We start from the raw sequence: 18,520 nt of genomic DNA on the forward strand, positions 1-18,520 counted from the left end.
GTATTATAAACATCCTTATGCCGAATTTATCCTTGGTTCTTATCAAGGTAAGCTTTGCTTGTGTGACTTCCGATATCGCAAGATGAGAAGTGCTGTTGATGAGCGCATTAAACGGATTCTTAACGCTGATTTTGTAGAAAAGAGCGATGATGTTTTAGCGGCTACTCAAGCTCAACTCGAGGAATATTTTTTGGGTGAGCGAAAAACTTTTGACCTTCCTTTACTTTTGGCGGGTACCGATTTTCAACGGTCGGTATGGAGTGCATTAAGCAACATTCAATACGGTGACAGGGTGACGTATCAAGAGTTGGCAGTATCGATTGGTAATGAGGCCGCAGTACGTGCGGTTGGCAATGCCAACGGGGCAAATGCGTTGGCGATTATTATTCCTTGCCATAGGGTTATCGGCACCCAAGGGGAGCTCATTGGCTATGGTGGCGGTTTGTCACTGAAAAAGCGCCTTTTAGAATTAGAGCAGAACTTATTTATTTAAGGATAGGGTAGGGGCGTATGAGAGCGGAGCTGAGAGCGAAAATCCTGGCAGTATGTGATCAAAAAATCAAAGCGAAAGGTGAGAATGTCGGCGTATCATTTTACGCGTTCTTCAAAAACAAAAATGACGATCCAGAGCAGTTGATGGAAGCCGCAACCTGGTGGATACAGACCCATCAATTAGATCATTTTGTTAAGGCAAGAACCATCAAAGAGATGGTGAAAAATAATTTATGACGACTGCAAAAATCATGGCCTATTTTGCCGACAAGGTGTAATTCAGGTTCACAAGGATGGCACTGGGTAGCGGGGCACAGGCCCAGATAGTCGGACTGGCTTCGTCGCACTGATGTTAGAAATCCCGCGACGGTTGAGGTAGCATTGCCGACTTTTTCTGCGGTGAGAGGCATTTATGTATATCGGCTTTGACTATGGTACAGCAAATTGCTCGGTGGCGAAGATTGAAAACGGTCAGCCGACGCTGTTGCGTCTAGAAGGGGATAGCACGTTTATTCCTTCCTCCCTTGCCGCACCTACGCGCGAATCAGTGTCTGAGTATTTGTTTCGTCACCGTGGTATCAAGCCGCTAGATGCGATTGGCGAGCAGATGTTGCGCCGCGCGATCCATGTAAACCGAGAGGAAAGCATTGAACTTGAGGCGGAGGACATGGCGTTTGGTCAAGCGGCGCTCGACCGCTATCTCGATGATCCGCGCGATATGTACTACGTGAAATCCCCTAAATCTTTCCTTGGTGCGTCAGGTTTACGTGATGCCCAGCTTCGGTTTTTTGAAGATCTCGTATGCGCAATGATGGATAACATCAAAACCCAAGCCGAACACCAAACCCAACAGAGTATTCATGATGCGGTGATCGGCCGGCCTATCAACTTTCAAGGCCGTGGAGGCGAGACGGCAAACCGCCAAGCTGAAGGAATTTTGCTCAATGCGGCTAAGCGGGCGGGTTTTAAACAGATTGAATTTCAGTTTGAACCGGTCGCGGCCGGTCTGGACTATGAAGCGACGCTGAGCGAAGACCAAATCGTTCTGGTGGTCGATATCGGAGGGGGGACCACAGACTGTTCGTTGATTGAGATGGGGCCATCATGGCGCGGTAGTCGCGACCGTAGTGCAAGTTTATTAGCGCACAAAGGCCAGCGTATTGGCGGCAATGACTTAGATATTGCGCTGGCATTCAAACAAATGATGTTCCCGTTTGGGATGGGCAGCAAAATGGAATCTGGCATTGAGATGCCGATTACGCAGTTTTCCAACCCCATCGCGATTAACAACGTGCAAGCACAAAACGATTTCTATGCGTTTGAAAATTTGGCGGTGCTCAAAGGGCTGCACAAGCAAGCGCAAGAGCCAGAGAAACTGGCCCGTTTGCTTGAGGTGTATCACGAGTCGCTGGGTTACAACATTGTCCGTCGTGCGGAAGAGGCAAAGATTGCGTTGTCGGATCATGCCGCTTACCGAGCGGGTATTAAGCTGTTCTCCGAGCGCGTGGACGTTGATGTAACGCGCGATAACATGATTGATGCGATTGAGGCGCCTAAACGTAAGATGATCGCCTTAGTTCACGATGTGGTCGCGCAGGCCGGTGTAAAGCCTGACGTGATTTTTATGACAGGCGGCTCGGCGCGCTCACCCTTCTTGCGGGAGGCTGTACAAGTAGAGTTACCGAATATCCCAGTGGTGAGTGGTGACTACTTTGGCTCAGTCACCGCAGGCTTAGCGCGTTGGGCGGAAGTCTGCTTTAAGTAAGCCCAACGGCCGTTGCGGCTCGTTCGAAACATTAAGGAATAACTATGATTCAGGATGAAATAAACGGACAGCACTTACCTTTGCAGCAGGCATTGATTGAATCGGCCTGCGCCGCGTTTGCTTCAGAACAGGATGTGATTGCGGCAGTATTAGTCGGCTCTCTCGCCGCGGGCAAAGGCGATCGCGTGTCCGATGCGGATATTATCGTGTTTACACAGCACGGCTTTCATCGCTCGGCAGCGTCATGTTTTGCGCGCTTTGAGGCCGGGAAAGACATTTTCTATTGCTTGTCCGGTGATCACAATGAACAGGCGATGTTTAAAAAATATATTTTCACGGATCTAACCAGTGCCGAAATCCATTGTTTGGACGTGAGCGAGCCATTTCAGCTCGCGAAGCCCTTTGTCGTTTTATTTGATAAAGCAGACATCGTCCCCACGCGAGTGACGGATGAGCCAGCCCCTAAGCACGAGAATTTTCCCGTCTATACCAGCGGTGATGAAGGGCTGATTTGGGAGCTGTTTGATTGCATCAAATGGCTGAGCCGTGGAAATAACTCGTTAGCAAAAGGTTACCTTAAAAAGCTGTCAGCCGCATTGTAACTGACAGAAGCAACACCGTTTTCTACTTTGTTGTTAAGGTGTCAAAGGGAGAGCCGCATGGATCACTCTACATTTAATCAATACTGCCGCGCGTTTACGGCCGCGACACATGTGGTTCAGTGGGGCAACTCAGATGTCTGGAAAGTGGGTGGGAAAGTCTTCGCCATTGGCACTCGCAGTAAAAGCGGTCAACCGGCGTTTACCTTTAAAACCTCGCCAATGAATTATGCTTTTTTGTGCGATCTTGAAGGTTACGTACCGGCGCCGTACTTTGCTAACCGGGGTATGAAATGGATTCAACAAACCCACACCACCGGGGAGCTTGATGAAGACTTAAAGTACTACGTGGCGCAATCTTATCAGCTTGTTTGTCAGGGCTTGAGCAAAGCGAAACGCGCTGAGCTCGGCGTCGATGAAAACAGTCTTTGATAAAGGCAGTGGACAAGCCATTCAGGGTTGGCAAACGCCGGCAATAATAGGAACCCACCTTAGCGAAAACTTCCGTATTTTGACTAGAAATCATGCACCAAGGTGGGTGTGTTGGCGCGAAATAGTTTTGTTAGGACAGACTTATATCGCCAACCCAATGTCAGTAGCCGTTTCGCTAAGCTTTGATTTTGGATGGTGGCGACTTCAATGCCGCGGTAGTGATGCGGATGCGCTTGAATATAATCGATAAACGCCGTCAGTACCCCTTGGCCGCGAACGCTGGGGGCAAATTGTAGCGAAACAATCGATAATCGCTGACTACCAATAGGGCAGTGAACCAGACAATAGCCGAGTGGGTGCTTGATCGCGGTGGAGAGCTCTGGAAAAGCGCGCGTCTGGTGACGTTGAGCTAATTGGTCATACCCGTGGCATAGGTGGTTAAGCAGTTGCCGAGCGTTATCATCCATCGATGTGTCTCTGGAAAGGCCGAAACGTAGCCACCATATTAAAGACTTTATTTTTTCGAAAAACAGAAAAGCGCAAGCCACGTATTTGCCTCTTTTGGGGCACAATAATCGCGCGTAAATGGACCTTATTGCAGGCGCATGAACGCGTGTATATCAAGCAAAGCGGATAGGTTAAAAAGGATTTTTATGCAAGAGGTAGAACAGTCACTTTATGATGCGGCGTTGGCGTTACTGCAAACGCGTTATCCTACGGGGTGGGGAGGCGCTGCTGCCGTCAGGCTAGCATCTGGTGATATTATAACCAGTGTTGCGCCAGATGTGAAAAATGATGCACTATCGCTGTGTATGGAAGTCGGTGCCTATTTAGAAGCACACAAACGCGATGAAGTCGTTACACATTCTTTATGTCTTTGTCGTGAAGACGAACATAGCCAAGTTTTGATACTTAGCCCTTGTGGCGTTTGCCAAGAACGCTTAGTGCATTGGGGCGGCGATGTAAAAGCCGCGATTTCTACGCCAGACAACCAGCTAGTTTTTAAAACTGTGCGCGAGCTCATGCCGCACCATTGGTCGTTAGTGAATGACGAGTTTTTATGAATTTATCAATCATGTACATTATGTGCTGATTTTTTAACATGGACGTTTAACGATTACGACAATCAACAAGATTCTTTCTGCGGTGGCGATGTATAAAGGATTACACCGCAATATTTACTACGTTGCACTGGCCCGCATGATCCTCGGGATGGGCAACTTTATTATTCCTTTCCTCGTGTTGTTGTTTACCGATAAGCTCGGCTACTCCGCGTCGCTGGCGGGTTCATTGGCGATGAGTATTACTGGCTTGTACCTGCTGGGGAGTTTTATTGGTGGCAAACTTTCTGACTGGGTAGGCCATAAAAACACCATGGTGGCGGGAGAATGTGTCGGCGCTATCCTACTGCTGGTGTGCGGGTTTGCACCCGATGCCCCAGTGATGGTGCCGGCGTTTTTGTTCGCGGCATACTTCTTTATCGGTGTAGCGTTGCCTGCCAGTAATGCATTGGTGGCAGATTTATCTCATGCAGGTAATCGTGATGCCGTGATGTCACTTAGCTATCTTGCCTATAACTTGGGTTCAGCGATTGGTCCCATCTTAGCGGGCTATTTGTTTTGGCAGCACACTGAGTGGATTTTCTTTGGTAACGGGCTTGCTGTCTTGGTGGGTATCCTTGTGGTTGCCTTTTTGGTCAATGTGACCGAGCAAGCCGTCCCCGAGTCTGACTCTGACCTTGAGCGTGCGGTAGAAGGCAATGTGTGGTCGGTGCTTAAATCACGTCCTTACCTCATTGTGTTCACTTTGTTTTGTGGCATGCTTTGGTTTGCGCTGAACCAAATGACAATGGCTAGCCCGCTTTATTTGAGTCATTTATTTGGCCAAGACGGGCCCGTGCGTTTTGGTCAATTGATGACGTATGCGTGCGTGTTGGTGGTGATCATCACGCCGCTATTGCTTCGCGCGACATCTGGACATACTGAGACGATGGCGTTGGCCTATGCAGGACTTTTATTTGTGCTGGGGTATGGTCTTGTGATGTTGGCACCTACGATTCCCGTTCACTTTTTAGCGTGGTTTTTTCTTTCCGCTGGTGAGGTGTTAGTCCTCACCAAAGAGGGCGTGTATCTTGCCAACAACTCACCGGCGAGTCATCGCGGTCGTATTCAAGGAGTACTGATCACGTTGCGTAGCTTATTGCTGATGCCAAGCTTTGTATTGATTGGCTATGTCATCGATACGTTCGGCTATTCGGTGACTTGGTCGCTTGTTATTGCGATGGCGATGTGTGCCAGTATCGGTATGCTTTTATTATCGGTGCGGGAGAAAACACGCCTCGCAGCCACGTCGTCATAAGATTGATGGCTTTGTGACTCACGCTGACTCATCATCCATGAGGTTAAGGTAGGTTAAAGGTATACCATCAATACACCTGTGTGGAGGTGAATATGGCCTACCTAACCTTAACCCCAGAAACCTTGGATGATGCGCATATCTGCTGTGCGTTCTCGGATAAAAAGTGTCAAGCCAGCTATCAGGCGAAAAAGCAGTGGCTAAAGCAGGAGTATCAGCACGGATACCGTTTTCGCCGTTTAGATGAACGCGCCAAAGTCTTTATCGAATATGGCCCAGCAGAGACAGCTTGGCAGCCCATACAAGCGGATGGTTATCTGGCATTGGGTTGCTTTTGGGTCTCTGGGAAATACAAAGGGCATGGACACGGCAAGCAACTGTTAGCTGACGCCATTGAAGCGGCTAAACAGCAAAATAAGCAAGGCCTAGTCGCCGTGGTTGGTAAAAAGAAATACCACTTTATGAGCGATACAAAATGGTTAAAAGGCCAAGGCTTCAACGTGGCGGATGAGGCCCCTAATGGCTTTGTGCTGTTGTATTATCCGCTGAATGATGCAGCTGAAATACCGCAATTTAGAGAATCCGTTCATACTGCCAATGTATCAACCGAAGGGTGTGTGGCGTATTACTCCCATCGTTGTCCTTATGCGGAATACCATGTGCTGAATTCGCTACAGCAGAGCTGTGCGCAGCGTGGCATCCCGCTTGAAGTGCATCATTTAGAGACATTGAGCCAAGCACAAGCATGTCCTTCACCGGCCACCATTTTTAGTTTGTATTATCAGGGCGAGTTTATCACCACCGATATCAGTGCCTGTATGGAGAGTCGCTTTGATAAGTTTATTCCTCATCATTAACCCAACACTTACATGGACGTAATAACAAACGATGAATATTGGTATTTATGTGTATGAGCACGCAGAGGTGCTCGATTTTGCCGGCCCCTTTGAGGTGTTTAGCACCGCAAAACGTTTGGGCGCGGACAGTTGGCAGGTTGGACTGATTGCTGAACAAGACACACCTGTGCTAGCGCGCGGCGGCTTGCGTGTCGTGCCGGATTATCATCTCGCCAACCATCCCACGCTGGATGTGCTGCTGGTTGTCGGCGGCGTTCACCATGAGCAAGTCACTAACCCGTCGGTGATCGATTGGGTGAAGCAACAAGATGCGATCACTCAATGCACGGCCTCTGTCTGTACGGGGGCGTTCATACTCGCAGAGGCCGGATTACTCGATGGTCGAAAGGTGATCACGCATTGGGAAGATATGGACGACCTCAGCCGTGCTTATCCGCCATTAAGCGTGGTATCAGGTAAGCGCTGGGTGAGGGATGGAAAATATCTCACCTCCGCGGGCATATCTGCAGGCATTGATATGAGTTTGCAGCTGGTGGCTGATCTGCACAGCGAAGATTTAGCCTTGCGCGTAGCAAAGCAAATGGATTACCACTGGCAGCGTTGAGTGCAAACCGACAGGTAAACCATTTGCGGCGCCATGCTAGTGATTTGAGCGAGCCTCTGGCGCTGTCGAGACCCAATTCAGATGGACGTCTTGTTGCGGGAATGGAATCGAGATGCCTTCTTCATCAAAGCGCAATTTGACTGTTTTGGTGACATCCCAGTAGACGTCCCAATAATCATCGGTTTTCACCCATGGTCGGACAATAAAATCTACCGAGGAGGTATTCAGAACATGTACTTTGATCATGGGCTCCGGTGTACGAAGTACCGCAGGATGTGACTGGACAATCTCGGTGAGCACGGCTTCTGCTTTAAGTAGGTCATCTTTATAGCCGATACCAAACACCATATCCACCCGCCTAATCCGCTCTCGAGTGACGTTTTTAATCACATCGCCCCAAATTTTGCTGTTCGGCACAATGATAATTTGATTATCAAATGTGCGAATCGTGGTATTCACCAAGCTCATATTGCCTACTTTGCCATCCACGCCACCGGCGTAGACAAAATCACCCACATCGAAAGGGCGGTAGATCAGTAGCATCATCCCTGCAGCAAAGTTTGATAGTGTATCTTGTAGCGCAAAACCGATAATGACCCCAGCGATACCAAAGCCAGTGAGTACCGGAGTAAGATTGACCCCGATCTGGGAGAGACCGATCAAGATCCCAATTACCCACACGGCTTTGCCGGACATCGAGACGAAAAAATCTTGCATCAACTGCGAAAACTTAAAGTTCTTGTTGGCGACAGTCGATTTCACCACGGAGCGCGTGAGTCTCGCGAGCAGTTTTGCCACCAACAAAATCAGCACAAAAATGATGAGCTGGAAAACCAACTGTGGTGCATTGTCTTCTGCCCAGTTCAGGGCATTTTCGGACCAATGGGAGAGGATCGAATACGCGACATCCACATCCAGAATATCTTGAGTGATGTTGCCGGTAACGCCAAAGAGTTGGCGTTTATATTCTGAGGTTTCGATCCCCAACTGATCGGCGAGCTGATAGGTGCGCTTTAAGCCATCAGTGGCGATCGTGAGGCGTTGTTGGGTGTTCAACTGCGTCAGCTGTAACGCGGGTTTTTCGGAATCAGGACTCGATTTAATTTGCTTTTCTTGCGCCGTGTATTGCTGACGCAGATAGTCGATAGATGCCGAAAGAAGTCGTAAACGCTGGTTAAGACGTTGCTCTAAGGTGTTTCGCGCTTCACGTGCGGGCTGCTCGAGCTGCTCGAGCCAGCGTATGTTTTCCCAGCTGGCTTCAAAGGTGGTGCTTAAATAATGTTGCAGTTCTGCATACTCATTAATCAATGGTAAGCGTTGTTCTTGGCTGGCTTGAGTGATTTGCTCATTGAGGCTATTGAGACGGGTTGTGATGTATTGATACGCATCTTGGGTATACCGCCGCTGCGCCGTGACCAGTTGAATCAACTGCGGGTTATCTAAGCTTTGCTGATTGATGGCGTCGGCGAGCAGCTCTCTTAGCTCTTCATTTTTGGTAAATAGCTGCAATTGGATTGCATCTTTGTCATCGCCTTTTGCCTGTTCAAGGCTTTCTACAAGGGTCTGAATATATTGTTTGGTGCGCGCTATTTGATGCGCTAATGAGGTAGTGTCGCTCGATGTGACATTTGGTTCGGTGGGCGCCGGTGCTTGGTCGGCATGGGCCAACGGAAGAAACAGAAGGGTGGTCACCAGTACTAACATGACTGTATTCATGCGTTGACGGTGATGCGACAAAGTTTTCATCCAATTCACGTTTGTTTCCTCTTGCCTGTTGGCGATAGTGATGGGCATCGATGGCGGCACTCCAATGCCCAACCGAGCCTTGCCCCTGAGCTTTAATAGCGTAGCGAGTTTAGCCTTAACTGCCTATACCGTCAGCCATTTTTGTGACGCACTGGTTTTTATGATGCGTTAGCTATTGCTTGTGGATCGCGTGTGCCGGTGTCTGCCAACGGGCAATGAGAACGACGGTTTAGTGAACCAGGTGATAACGCTTGCTTTGTCGCATCACAATGCTGGCAGCTAACAACGTGATTATTAGCGCGATCGATAAAGTATTAGCCGGGAAGAACTCTCGCCGTTGGCTAAGGCGCGGAAATGACATCGCTGCGGGCCAACTTGACGCGATTGCTTGAGTGGTAGCGGTTTCGGATACTGAAAAAGAATAGGCGGGTAAACCCATCATACTGCATGCCTCAATAATCCAGTAAGCGGGCCCTAACGAGCCCGCTGTCGTGTTTGTCGTTAATGATGTTCGCGTAAATTAGTCAGCGTGCTTGGCGTCGGTCACCATCGTTTCGGTGGTGATCATGAGGCCGGCAACGGACGCTGCAAATTGGAGCGCCGAGCGCGTGACTTTCGCTGGGTCCAAAATGCCCATGTCAATCATGTTGCCATATTCACCGGTTGCGGCGTTGTAGCCATACTGGTCGCTGCCTGCTTTGACCGCGTTTGCAACCACTGACCCTTCGTGACCTGCGTTTATCGCAATTTGACGCAGAGGCTCTTCAAGGGCGCGTAAGGCAAGCCGGATCCCCACGTTTTGATCGTCGTTGTCACCTGTCAGATCACGCAGCGCATGTGCAATTTGAATCAATGCGACACCGCCGCCGGCCACGATCCCTTCTTCAACCGCAGCACGGGTAGCATGCAGAGCATCATCCACGCGATCCTTTTTCTCTTTCATTTCGACTTCGGTCGCGGCACCGATTTTAATCACTGCGACGCCACCGGAGAGCTTGGCAATCCGTTGCTGAAGTTTCTCTTTGTCGTATTGCGAGCTGGTGCTCTCAAGCTGTCTTTCGAGAGTCGCAATGCGATCTTTGAGTGCACTTTCCTCTGCGGCACCGTCAATAATGGTGGTGGTGTCTTTGTTGATGGTGACTTTTTTCGCGCTGCCTAACTGCTCTAGCGTGACGTCTTCAAGCGCAATGCCCAGCTCCTCGGTGACAAGCGTACCTGCGGTTAATGCGGCAATATCATGCATCATGGCTTTGCGATTATCCCCAAATCCGGGCGCTTTGACGGCGGCGGTACGTACAATGCCGCGCATATTGTTGATCACCAAGGTCGCGAGGGCTTCACCATCGACATCTTCTGCAATAACCAGCAGTGAGCGTGATGATTTTGCTACCGCCTCGAGGATTGGCAGCAGTTCACGAATATTGCTAATTTTTTTGTCGACTAACAGGATGTAAGGATTGTCGAGCTCGACGGTGCCACTGTTTTGATGCGTAATAAAATAGGGTGACAAATAACCGCGGTCGAATTGCATCCCTTCAACGACCGATAATTCATTCGCGAGCCCTTGGCCCTCTTCAACGGTAATGACGCCATTACGGCCGACTTTGTCCATGGCTTGCGCAATGAGTTCGCCAATGTCGTTGTCGCTGTTGGCTGAAATGCTACCGACTTGTTGAATAGCGTGCTTTTCACTGCACGGTTTCGCCATTTCACGTAGCTTTGCGATGGCAGCCTCAGTGACCTTATCAATACCGCGTTTGAGATCCATGGGGTTCATTCCCGATGCAACCGCTTTCAAGCCTTCGTTGATAAACGCTTGAGCCAGTACGGTTGCGGTTGTGGTGCCGTCTCCCGCCTCATCGTTGGCTTTGGAGGCGACCTGTTTGACCATTTGGGCGCCCATGTTTTCAAATTTGTCTTCTAAGGTGATCTCTTTGGCAACCGATACCCCATCTTTGGTGATGGTTGGCGCGCCATAAGACTTATCAAGCACAACGTGACGGCCTTTAGGCCCTAAGGTCACTTTTACTGCGTCGGCGAGGATATTGACACCGCGTAGCATTTTTTGACGAGCATCATCAGAATATAAAATCTCTTTTGCAGCCATGATATTCTCCTAAATACGCTGAAAACAATTACGCAACAACCGCTAACACGTCAGACTCAGACAGGATCAGATACTCGTTCCCATCAATTTTCTCTGTCTTAACGCCATAGCCATCGTTGAAGATGATGGTGTCACCTTCTTTTACTGCCATTGGTGCGCGTTCACCGTTGGCGAGGCGCTTCCCTTCGCCGACAGCGATCACACGACCACGGTTGGATTTTTCGGTCGCTTGAGAAGTCAGTAAAATTCCTCCTTCTGTCTTGTTATCAACCACTTGTCGTTCAACAAGGAGTTTGTCGTGCAAAGGACGAATTTTCATATACGGTGTCTCCTACGTAAGCTATCAAACTAAAAGACAAGATGATGATGCCCAAGAGATCAGGGATGGGGCATCAAAGTCGTCTCCATGGCGACTTCAAGGTTATAGATTGGGCCTGAGATATTAAGTTCAAGACGCTGTTTCATTGAATATTTTTATCGATATGAGAAATTTTTTTTGCCTATTACATGCTGAATCGCGAGGCGCAAAAACGTATCTCTTGGTGCGCGAAGCGCTTTGGCACGTGTATGATGAGTCACGCTGATGTCAGTCATCGACGGGCGTTAGCGGCTCATGATTAATGGCAGTCATGGGATTGAATTGAAAGGAATAGGAACATGTTTCCAGCAACATGGCGGTCTGAACGCCTATGTTTTAGTGCGTTTGAGTACAGTGATGCAAAGCGTGTTAAAGCGCTGTTTGAGCAAAATCAGCACCTGCAATATCAAGATCCCACGTTTAAACCTTGGTCGTTATCGACCTATCAAGCATTGATAGCGGATAGTGCGGAGAAAAAGGCGCCCGACGTCGAAGAGGCCTTTTACCTTCGTCGCATTCAGACCCATGACGGTAAAGATATTGGCTACTTACAAATCTCGCTCAATGCGCCGGATGCACAGAGTGTTTGGCTGCCCATGCTCACTATTTCTCCAAGATATCAAAAACATGGCTATGGTAGCGAAGCGGTTGCGAGCGTGATTGAAACCGTGCAAGCTTATGGAGACTATCGACGCATGGGTGTGAATGTTTACGCCGAAAACATTCACGCGTTTCGATTCTGGTATCAGCAAGGGTTCTGTCGTATTTCCCATTTTGAACCCGAGCAAGATGAAGGACGAGATTACCATTGTTTGGTGCTCTATCGCGATTTAGACGTGAGGACACCACCACGATAGTGAACAAGGAAAGTGACTGAGTCATATAGGAAAGGAAAATGATAAAAACACCGAAAAAACGTCTGTTACTGACGCGTGTCGCACTGAGTGTTGTACTCGGCATGGGGCTTAGCGTCTCATCAACTGCGGTGCAGGCGGCTGACGCTGCACAGGTTCAGGTGCAGCGAGCGTCTGGGCTCCATCTGCAAGATTTTGATCGCTCGGTTCGTCCACAAGATGACTTGTTCCGTCACGTGAACGGCACTTGGTACGACCAAACCCAAATCCCCAGTGATATGTCCAGCTATGGTGCGTTCCGTATCTTAGCGGAAGAGAATGAAAAGCGTCTGAAAGGCATCATTGATGAGCTGGTGGCGCGTGATGATCTCAAGCCAGGCTCCAATGAGCAAAAGCTGCGTGATTTTTATCTTAGCTATATGGACCAAGATAAAATTGATGCCTTAGGAGTCACGCCAATTAAACCTGAGCTAGATCGTATTGCCGCTATTTCCTCGAAGCCTGCGTTGATTTATGCGATGGCCGACTTGCGACAAATTGGTGTTGGTATCCCGTTTAGTTTTTATGCGTGGGCCGATGCGAAAAACCCTGACTATAACGCTCTGTATCTGAGCCAAAGCGGGTTGGGCTTGCCGGATAGAGACTATTATTTCCGCGACACCGAGGACGCTGAGCGTATCCGCACCGCTTACAAACGCTATCTCCAAGATATGCTGCGCTTAGCGGGCTACGATCAGGCCAAACAACGCGCGGATCGAATTTATCAGCTGGAAAAGACACTTGCAGAGCACCATTGGACACGCGCTAAACGCCGTGACGCGCAAGCCACCTACAACAAAATGCCCATTGAGGCGCTCAACCAGTTGATGGGTGAGTTTGATTATGCCCGCTTTGCCAAACGCGCGGGTATCGACAAAGCCGATGAGGTTGTGGTGCGTATGCCGTCTTATTTTGAGGCGCTAGGGCAGGTGTTTGAGCAAACCAGTCTGCAAGCGTGGCAAGATTATCTAACCATTCGTACCCTCAATGCGTTTGCGCCGCGACTAAATCATGAGTTGGTTGAACGTCAATTTGCGTTCTATTCCAAAACCCTCAACGGTATTCCTGAGCAGCGTGACCGCTGGAAGCGAGGCGTGCAAGCCACTGAAGGGGTATTGGGTGAAGCGCTTGGCCAAGAGTATGTTGCCCGCTACTTCCCTCCGCAAGCCAAAGCGCGTATGGAAACAATGATTGATAACCTGCGTGCCGCGTTTAAAGACTCGATTGAATCATTGGCGTGGATGAGCGATGAAACCAAAGCGAAAGCATTGGATAAGCTGAGTAAATTCACGCCTAAAATCGGCTATCCAGAGCAATGGGAAGATTACAGCGCGCTGACCATCAACGCCGATGACTTGATTGGTAACAGCAAACGTGCCGCACGCTGGGGCTATCAAGATATGCTGTCGCGGATTGGTGCGCCGGTTGATCGCAAAGAGTGGGGCATGACCCCGCAAACGGTCAACGCTTATTACAGCCCAACTGCCAACGAGATTGTGTTCCCCGCCGGGATCTTACAACCACCATTTTTTGATATGAATGCGGATGACGCCGTGAACTATGGCGGTATCGGTGCAGTGATTGGTCATGAAATGGGACACGGTTTTGATGATCAGGGTTCGCGTTATGATGGCGATGGCAACCTATCCAATTGGTGGACGGATGAGGACAGGGCGCGCTTTGATGCACGCACCCAAAAGCTGGCTGAGCAATTTAGCCAGTTTGAGCCATTGCCGGGCTTGTTCATTGACGGCAAAGTGTCTTTGGGTGAGAACATTGGTGATTTAGTCGGTTTGACTACCGCCTTCCGCGCCTATCAAAAATCGTTGCACGGTGAACCGTCTCCTGTGATGGACGGGTATACCGGCGAGCAGCGATTCTTCCTCAGCTGGGGGCAGATTTGGAAAATGAAGATGCGTGAAGATGCCCTGCGTGAGCGTGTGTCGCTGGGTCCGCATGCGCCACCGCAATATCGCGTGCTTGGTGCGCCGCGCAATGTCCCTGCGTTCTATGAAGCCTTTGATATTAAAGAAGGTGATGGCATGTATTTACCCGAAGATCAGCGGGTGAATATCTGGTAATCTCTGATGCCGCCACCAAGGCGGCATTTTTTTAGAATTTAGTACTGTCCGTCGCGCCAATCGATGTAAGGAGGCCAAAGTGCTAAGCACCCCAAGGACGAGATTAGTTTTACTTCCCCCAGAAAAAGCCGACATGATGGCGCAGTTTTATCAACGAAATCGTGCTCACCTTTCCCCATGGGAGCCCATACGTCCTGCCGCATTTTATCGCGAAGACTATTGGCATAGCGCGCTGCAAGAAGCGAACGATTTGTTTCAACAGCAGCAAGCCTTCAAGTTTGTGATTTTGCATCATGAACGGGACGATGTAATAGGGGTGTGCAATTTTACCAATGTCATTCACGGCGCCTTTAAAGCGTGCATGTTAGGTTACGCCGCAGACAAGCATTATCAAGGGCAGGGCTACATGCATGAAGCCATCCAAGCAGGCATCCGGTTTGTATTTGAGCAGGTTGGGTTGCACCGTGTGATGGCCAACTATATTCCCGATAATACGCGCAGTGAGCGGCTACTTACCAAGCTGGGGTTTGAGCGCGAAGGCTATGCTCGCCGTTACCTCAAAATTAATGGCCGCTGGCAAGATCATATCCTCACCGCCAAACTCAATCCTTCAATGGAAGAGTGAGTCGAGGAAGAGTTAGTCGGACATTCCGTTTTTATCCATTTAACTGTCAGGAGAAAAAATGAGTCAGTTTACCGAGTACAAAGTCGTTCATATTGTTGAAGGTGGTTGCGGCACCTTATTGCTGGGCTCGAGTGGCTTGCCGTTGCAACGCCTCGAAGCCGAACTCAACCAATACGCGCAAGATGGCTGGCAGGTTGTTTTTCAAGTCATTGAAAAGAAAAGATACATGCTGTTTTGGCAGCGTGAGGCAGTGATTGTCACCCTAGGTCGCTAATGCTTAAGTATTTGTCGCTTACGTTGATCCATCGTTACCAAGCTAAAGGTGGATCAAAGAAACTGTTTAATATTGAGTGTAATTTCGAGCCGAGCTGCTCGGAGTATACACGCCAAGCGATCGAAAGATACGGCGCACTCCGAGGCTGGCAACTCGGATTGGCGCGCATTCGCCGCTGTAATAATCCCAATGCGATTGAAAAAATTCACGACGAGGTGCCTTAATGCGTTGTACCCAACCGATCGAAGCGCTGGAGGCGCAAGAAGAAGCACTGAGGGAGCAGGTGAATGGCTTGACCCAAAGCCAGAAAAAACGCTATTTTGCCGAGCAAGCCAGACAGCTCAAAGATCCCGATACCTATGCGGCACTGAATTGGGCATTCCTTGGTGGCTTTCATCATCTTTACTTGCGAAGGTATGGGTTGTTTGTCGTAGAATGTGCATTATTGGTGATCGCCGTTATCGGCTTAGTGATGAGTCAGCCTTATTTTGCGTTGATTTTGGTTGGCTTAGTGCTATTTGAGTTACCACAGCTGTTTTTCGCCCAGAGAATTGCCAGGCAGTATAACTATCATGTATCACGCGAAATATTCGAACACGTCCGTCGTGGTGACTAATTCATGAAACGTCGCCGGATCCGTAAACGTCACCAGCACCATTTCTTTTTATGCCAGAAGACATATCGTCGCGCCTTAATTGATTTGATTGAGGCAGATCCTGTGAGGATGCGTGCGCTACGATGTGTTCAGTCCCTCAATTTACCCCAGTGCTATATCGCCGCCGGGTTTGTTCGTAACTTGGTCTGGGATGCATGCCACAAGTACCCGCCGAGTGCGCTTAATGACATTGATGTGATCTACTTTGATCCCTCTGATACCAGCATTGAGCGCGAGCAATACCTTGAAGCCCTGTTGCAAAAGACCATGCCTGAGATGACTTGGCAGGTGCGCAATCAAGCAAGAATGCATGAAAAGCATCAAGATCGGCCGTATGCGAGCACCCTGGATGCGATGCGTTTTTGGCCTGAAAAGGAAACGGCCATTGCGGTTCGCCTTGATATGAATCAGCGTTGTGAAGTGATCGCCGCATTCGGTGTACAGTCTTTGTTTGAACTGAAACTCAGCCATAATCCAGCTCGCCCTTGGTCGGTATTCCAGCAGCGAATTGATAACAAGCAATGGCTAACCCATTGGCCAAAGCTAACGGTAACAACCCAGTGTTCGGTGGCGGCTAAGCCAATCAATGCGGAGTAAGAACCGATAAAGTGCGCATGGACACAGATTGTCCATGCCACCCAAGGCATACTCGTTTCTGTGTTAATCAGTATGGATACGTAAGCACATGAAATATCGTATGGATGCTAACCCGAGTGATGATGATATTACCGCCATTCGCCAAGGGTTAAAGCAAAGTAATCACCCGTTTCTTGCCGGGATCCCAGAAGGGTCGTTAGCTGGTTATGCCTTTAATGATCATGATGAGCGAGTAGGTGGAATTATAGCCAACACCTGGGGGCAATGGCTGTTGATTAAATACCTTTGGGTGGATGACGCCTTTCGTCAACGCCATGTTGGTAGTCATCTATTGAGCAATTTGGAAGAGTACGGCAAAGAGGTAGGTTGTAAGATGGCCTTTGTCGATACCTTTAGTTTTCAAGCCAAACCTTTTTATGAAAAGCATGGCTATCAATGCCAGATGACGTTAGATGATTACCCCCTCAACCATTCTTTGCACTTTATGACTAAAAAGCTTGCGGACTAAGCCGGGCACTGAGCGGGTTAAATTCTCATTCCGACAAGCAACTGACTGATTTGTCGTGAGTAAATAGTGATAAAGATTCCAAAAAACGGGTCGCGTTGTGTGGTTTATCAACGGGCTACGGCTGAGATCAATATACTTGCGAGTAACAGGACTAGACTCGCAAGTTTTTGACTCACAGATAGAAAGGAATCATGAAGACATCACGTTCATTATTAGCGGCTTCTCTTAGCTTGCTGCTTACCCCCTCCGCTTTCGCGACTGCGAGCTCTGATGAAGCATTGCTCGCTAACCAGCATCAAGCCCTTAGTCAAGCGACGTTAGGTAAGGGCTTTGGCCCTCAGTCACCTCGCGATATTGATCAAATCTCAGGTACCAATCCACAACGTTTTCAGTACGCACCTGCCGCAGCGCAAATGAATCTATGTAATATTCATTTTCATAAAAATGCAGAACACAAAGGTGGCGAATTTACTCGATATGCTGGGATCGGAGACGGACAGGGTTATCAGTCGGGTTACCTCTATACGGGACAGTTAACCGATGCTGAGCGCGAAGAATATCACCAGCCTGTGTGTGCCAGTGAGCATCAAAATGTGCAGGTTGGCGACACCTTGGAACTTCACTATGTGTATAGCACGGCGTCTGTCGCGCCGGGTCCGACGCTGGGCGCGTGCTTGAGTGATGCAACGGTGAATCCGCAGTTGCGGGTTGAGGCACAAGTGCTCGTGGCGGTGAATGATGACAGTGCTGCTGATTTCACGCGCCTGACGGCGGTTGGTCAGCGCAAAGGGCGCTATCAAGCGATTCACCTGCCCGAAGATAGCGGTCAGGCGGTAAGCTATCTCGGCTCAACGACCGGCCCGGCCTACAACGAGAAAGGATCGCCTTACCAAGTAACCTGGCGGGTCCGCCCGAAGGTCAAAAAGGTTAACATTGCGAGTATTCAGCGCTGGTGTCAGGCGAACGTATTTGAAGAGCATCATGCACACGGTGTGCGAAACTTGGTGGTGCAGCCTGCGTTACTCTCCGAGCAATAAAAAGGGAACAGTATGCCAATGACGGCGCCCAACCGATTAACCATTCGACGTATGCGACCGGACGATACGGAGTCGGTTCTAGATATCTGGTTAAATGCCTCACTGCAGGCGCATGACTTCATTGATGAGGCGTTCTGGCATCAGCAACGTGATGCCATGCGTGCGTCTTACTTACCGATGGCTGAGGTATGGGTAGGCACCTATCAAGAGGTCATCCTTGGCTTTTATGCATTGCATGGTAATACGCTGGCGGCGATTTTTGTCGATCCTGCCCATCAGGGCGCCAGTGTGGGCAGTCAATTGCTCGATCATGCCAAACTGCAAAAGCCTACTATCGACCTCACTGTGTATCAGAAAAACACGGCCAGTTACGCTTTTTATCTGCGTCACGGTTTTGTGGTTGATAGAGAGCAAACGGATCCACATACCGGAGAGCGTGAGTGGCGAATGGTTTACCAAAGTTAGTTGTCGTCTGCAGACAGTGAAAAAATCCCGCTTCGGTAAAACCAAGCGGGATTTTTTATTTTTATCATAT

General features: G+C 49.2%; 23 protein-coding genes. 19 read left to right on the forward strand and 4 right to left on the reverse strand.

What is annotated here, in order from left to right; genetic code table 11:
• The 5 genes from BZG82_RS14265 to BZG82_RS14285 all read left to right on the forward strand — a co-directional run.
• Nucleotides 1-493 (forward strand): methylated-DNA--[protein]-cysteine S-methyltransferase (locus tag BZG82_RS14265; protein ID WP_108742994.1); only part of this gene is annotated, 493 nt, incomplete at its 5' end.
• 17 nt (nucleotides 494-510) lie between these two features.
• Nucleotides 511-729, forward strand: a complete 219-nt coding sequence (locus tag BZG82_RS14270) for a DUF6500 family protein (RefSeq protein ID WP_077481137.1) — start codon at nucleotides 511-513, stop codon at nucleotides 727-729.
• A 175-nt stretch (nucleotides 730-904) separates the two neighbouring features.
• Nucleotides 905-2,257, forward strand: coding sequence for a molecular chaperone (gene yegD, locus BZG82_RS14275; RefSeq protein ID WP_077766139.1), 1,353 nt, complete (start codon nucleotides 905-907; stop codon nucleotides 2,255-2,257).
• 44 nt (nucleotides 2,258-2,301) lie between these two features.
• On the forward strand, nucleotides 2,302-2,859 hold the full coding sequence (locus BZG82_RS14280; protein WP_077766140.1) for a nucleotidyltransferase domain-containing protein: 558 nt from the start codon (nucleotides 2,302-2,304) through the stop codon (nucleotides 2,857-2,859).
• A 57-nt stretch (nucleotides 2,860-2,916) separates the two neighbouring features.
• Entirely contained in the window at nucleotides 2,917-3,288 is a 372-nt protein-coding gene (locus BZG82_RS14285; RefSeq protein ID WP_077766141.1) for an MmcQ/YjbR family DNA-binding protein, read from the forward strand.
• An 83-nt stretch (nucleotides 3,289-3,371) separates the two neighbouring features.
• Here BZG82_RS14285 and BZG82_RS14290 read toward each other — a convergent pair whose 3' ends face one another.
• Nucleotides 3,372-3,755 (reverse strand): hypothetical protein, encoded by a 384-nt coding sequence (locus BZG82_RS14290; RefSeq protein ID WP_077662075.1) that lies wholly within the window; start codon nucleotides 3,753-3,755, stop codon nucleotides 3,372-3,374.
• A gap of 186 nt (nucleotides 3,756-3,941) precedes the next feature.
• Between BZG82_RS14290 and BZG82_RS14295 the strand changes: the two genes are divergently transcribed.
• The 4 genes from BZG82_RS14295 (at nucleotide 3,942) to BZG82_RS14310 (ending at nucleotide 7,104) form a co-directional block, all read left to right on the forward strand.
• Nucleotides 3,942-4,352, forward strand: coding sequence for a cytidine deaminase (locus BZG82_RS14295; RefSeq protein ID WP_077766142.1), 411 nt, complete (start codon nucleotides 3,942-3,944; stop codon nucleotides 4,350-4,352).
• 88 nt (nucleotides 4,353-4,440) lie between these two features.
• Complete coding sequence (locus tag BZG82_RS14300) at nucleotides 4,441-5,646, forward strand: MFS transporter (protein WP_077766143.1); 1,206 nt, start codon at nucleotides 4,441-4,443, stop codon at nucleotides 5,644-5,646.
• 92 nt (nucleotides 5,647-5,738) lie between these two features.
• Nucleotides 5,739-6,500, forward strand: coding sequence for an N-acetyltransferase (locus BZG82_RS14305; protein ID WP_077766144.1), 762 nt, complete (start codon nucleotides 5,739-5,741; stop codon nucleotides 6,498-6,500).
• A gap of 31 nt (nucleotides 6,501-6,531) precedes the next feature.
• Nucleotides 6,532-7,104 carry a DJ-1/PfpI family protein gene (locus BZG82_RS14310; RefSeq protein ID WP_077766145.1) on the forward strand — a complete coding sequence of 191 codons (573 nt, stop codon included), beginning with the start codon at nucleotides 6,532-6,534 and terminating at the stop codon, nucleotides 7,102-7,104.
• A gap of 36 nt (nucleotides 7,105-7,140) precedes the next feature.
• On the opposite strand, the gene BZG82_RS14315 is transcribed toward BZG82_RS14310, so the two are convergent.
• The 3 genes from BZG82_RS14315 to BZG82_RS14325 form a co-directional block, all read right to left on the reverse strand.
• A complete protein-coding gene (locus BZG82_RS14315) occupies nucleotides 7,141-8,808 on the reverse strand; it encodes a mechanosensitive ion channel domain-containing protein (RefSeq protein WP_415752722.1) in 1,668 nt (555 codons plus the stop codon).
• A 562-nt stretch (nucleotides 8,809-9,370) separates the two neighbouring features.
• Nucleotides 9,371-10,957: a chaperonin GroEL gene (gene groL, locus BZG82_RS14320; RefSeq protein ID WP_077766146.1), complete on the reverse strand. Its 1,587-nt coding sequence runs from the start codon at nucleotides 10,955-10,957 to the stop codon at nucleotides 9,371-9,373.
• Nucleotides 10,958-10,985: 28 nt separating this feature from the next.
• A complete protein-coding gene (locus BZG82_RS14325; protein WP_077481117.1) occupies nucleotides 10,986-11,276 on the reverse strand; it encodes a co-chaperone GroES in 291 nt (96 codons plus the stop codon).
• 338 nt (nucleotides 11,277-11,614) lie between these two features.
• Here BZG82_RS14325 and BZG82_RS14330 point away from each other — a divergent pair, with 338 nt between their 5' ends.
• The 10 genes from BZG82_RS14330 (at nucleotide 11,615) to BZG82_RS14375 (ending at nucleotide 18,450) form a co-directional block, all read left to right on the forward strand.
• Entirely contained in the window at nucleotides 11,615-12,172 is a 558-nt protein-coding gene (locus tag BZG82_RS14330) for a GNAT family N-acetyltransferase (RefSeq protein ID WP_077766147.1), read from the forward strand.
• Nucleotides 12,173-12,210: 38 nt separating this feature from the next.
• Nucleotides 12,211-14,289: a M13 family metallopeptidase gene (locus tag BZG82_RS14335; RefSeq protein WP_077766148.1), complete on the forward strand. Its 2,079-nt coding sequence runs from the start codon at nucleotides 12,211-12,213 to the stop codon at nucleotides 14,287-14,289.
• A gap of 79 nt (nucleotides 14,290-14,368) precedes the next feature.
• The gene (gene rimJ, locus BZG82_RS14340; RefSeq protein WP_077766149.1) at nucleotides 14,369-14,914 is read left to right on the forward strand and encodes a ribosomal protein S5-alanine N-acetyltransferase; all 546 of its coding nucleotides are present in this window, start codon (nucleotides 14,369-14,371) and stop codon (nucleotides 14,912-14,914) included.
• 58 nt (nucleotides 14,915-14,972) lie between these two features.
• Nucleotides 14,973-15,188: a DUF4177 domain-containing protein gene (locus tag BZG82_RS14345; protein WP_069362674.1), complete on the forward strand. Its 216-nt coding sequence runs from the start codon at nucleotides 14,973-14,975 to the stop codon at nucleotides 15,186-15,188.
• Entirely contained in the window at nucleotides 15,188-15,412 is a 225-nt protein-coding gene (gene yidD, locus BZG82_RS14350; RefSeq protein WP_069587062.1) for a membrane protein insertion efficiency factor YidD, read from the forward strand. Before BZG82_RS14345 ends, yidD begins: the two co-directional genes overlap by 1 nt.
• Complete coding sequence (locus BZG82_RS14355; protein WP_077766150.1) at nucleotides 15,412-15,804, forward strand: hypothetical protein; 393 nt, start codon at nucleotides 15,412-15,414, stop codon at nucleotides 15,802-15,804. The genes yidD and BZG82_RS14355 overlap by 1 nt, the downstream gene beginning before the upstream one ends.
• A 108-nt stretch (nucleotides 15,805-15,912) precedes the next feature.
• A complete protein-coding gene (locus BZG82_RS14360; RefSeq protein ID WP_232112011.1) occupies nucleotides 15,913-16,440 on the forward strand; it encodes a nucleotidyltransferase family protein in 528 nt (175 codons plus the stop codon).
• 88 nt (nucleotides 16,441-16,528) lie between these two features.
• On the forward strand, nucleotides 16,529-16,948 hold the full coding sequence (locus BZG82_RS14365; protein WP_069587065.1) for a GNAT family N-acetyltransferase: 420 nt from the start codon (nucleotides 16,529-16,531) through the stop codon (nucleotides 16,946-16,948).
• A 191-nt stretch (nucleotides 16,949-17,139) separates the two neighbouring features.
• Entirely contained in the window at nucleotides 17,140-17,985 is an 846-nt protein-coding gene (locus BZG82_RS14370; RefSeq protein WP_077766151.1) for a delta-class carbonic anhydrase, read from the forward strand.
• Between the two features lie 18 nt (nucleotides 17,986-18,003).
• Nucleotides 18,004-18,450 (forward strand): GNAT family N-acetyltransferase, encoded by a 447-nt coding sequence (locus tag BZG82_RS14375; RefSeq protein WP_077482039.1) that lies wholly within the window; start codon nucleotides 18,004-18,006, stop codon nucleotides 18,448-18,450.
• Nucleotides 18,451-18,520: the final 70 nt, after the last annotated feature.

This window comes from Salinivibrio sp. PR5, from assembly GCF_001996085.1.
Taxonomy (GTDB): domain Bacteria; phylum Pseudomonadota; class Gammaproteobacteria; order Enterobacterales; family Vibrionaceae; genus Salinivibrio; species Salinivibrio proteolyticus.

What these genes read in the sequence shown, in the direction of transcription:
- BZG82_RS14270 (WP_077481137.1), top strand. Translation starts at nt 511, where the DNA reads ATGAGAGCGGAGCTGAGAGCGAAAATCCTGGCAGTATGTGATCAAAAA.
- yegD (WP_077766139.1), top strand. Translation starts at nt 905, where the DNA reads ATGTATATCGGCTTTGACTATGGTACAGCAAATTGCTCGGTGGCGAAG.
- BZG82_RS14280 (WP_077766140.1), top strand. Translation starts at nt 2,302, where the DNA reads ATGATTCAGGATGAAATAAACGGACAGCACTTACCTTTGCAGCAGGCA.
- BZG82_RS14285 (WP_077766141.1), top strand. Translation starts at nt 2,917, where the DNA reads ATGGATCACTCTACATTTAATCAATACTGCCGCGCGTTTACGGCCGCG.
- BZG82_RS14290 (WP_077662075.1), bottom strand. Translation starts at nt 3,755, where the DNA reads ATGGATGATAACGCTCGGCAACTGCTTAACCACCTATGCCACGGGTAT.
- BZG82_RS14295 (WP_077766142.1), top strand. Translation starts at nt 3,942, where the DNA reads ATGCAAGAGGTAGAACAGTCACTTTATGATGCGGCGTTGGCGTTACTG.
- BZG82_RS14300 (WP_077766143.1), top strand. Translation starts at nt 4,441, where the DNA reads ATGTATAAAGGATTACACCGCAATATTTACTACGTTGCACTGGCCCGC.
- BZG82_RS14305 (WP_077766144.1), top strand. Translation starts at nt 5,739, where the DNA reads ATGGCCTACCTAACCTTAACCCCAGAAACCTTGGATGATGCGCATATC.
- BZG82_RS14310 (WP_077766145.1), top strand. Translation starts at nt 6,532, where the DNA reads ATGAATATTGGTATTTATGTGTATGAGCACGCAGAGGTGCTCGATTTT.
- BZG82_RS14315 (WP_415752722.1), bottom strand. Translation starts at nt 8,808, where the DNA reads ATGTTAGTACTGGTGACCACCCTTCTGTTTCTTCCGTTGGCCCATGCC.
- groL (WP_077766146.1), bottom strand. Translation starts at nt 10,957, where the DNA reads ATGGCTGCAAAAGAGATTTTATATTCTGATGATGCTCGTCAAAAAATG.
- BZG82_RS14325 (WP_077481117.1), bottom strand. Translation starts at nt 11,276, where the DNA reads ATGAAAATTCGTCCTTTGCACGACAAACTCCTTGTTGAACGACAAGTG.
- BZG82_RS14330 (WP_077766147.1), top strand. Translation starts at nt 11,615, where the DNA reads ATGTTTCCAGCAACATGGCGGTCTGAACGCCTATGTTTTAGTGCGTTT.
- BZG82_RS14335 (WP_077766148.1), top strand. Translation starts at nt 12,211, where the DNA reads ATGATAAAAACACCGAAAAAACGTCTGTTACTGACGCGTGTCGCACTG.
- BZG82_RS14345 (WP_069362674.1), top strand. Translation starts at nt 14,973, where the DNA reads ATGAGTCAGTTTACCGAGTACAAAGTCGTTCATATTGTTGAAGGTGGT.
- yidD (WP_069587062.1), top strand. Translation starts at nt 15,188, where the DNA reads ATGCTTAAGTATTTGTCGCTTACGTTGATCCATCGTTACCAAGCTAAA.
- BZG82_RS14355 (WP_077766150.1), top strand. Translation starts at nt 15,412, where the DNA reads ATGCGTTGTACCCAACCGATCGAAGCGCTGGAGGCGCAAGAAGAAGCA.
- BZG82_RS14360 (WP_232112011.1), top strand. Translation starts at nt 15,913, where the DNA reads ATGCGTGCGCTACGATGTGTTCAGTCCCTCAATTTACCCCAGTGCTAT.
- BZG82_RS14365 (WP_069587065.1), top strand. Translation starts at nt 16,529, where the DNA reads ATGAAATATCGTATGGATGCTAACCCGAGTGATGATGATATTACCGCC.
- BZG82_RS14370 (WP_077766151.1), top strand. Translation starts at nt 17,140, where the DNA reads ATGAAGACATCACGTTCATTATTAGCGGCTTCTCTTAGCTTGCTGCTT.
- BZG82_RS14375 (WP_077482039.1), top strand. Translation starts at nt 18,004, where the DNA reads ATGACGGCGCCCAACCGATTAACCATTCGACGTATGCGACCGGACGAT.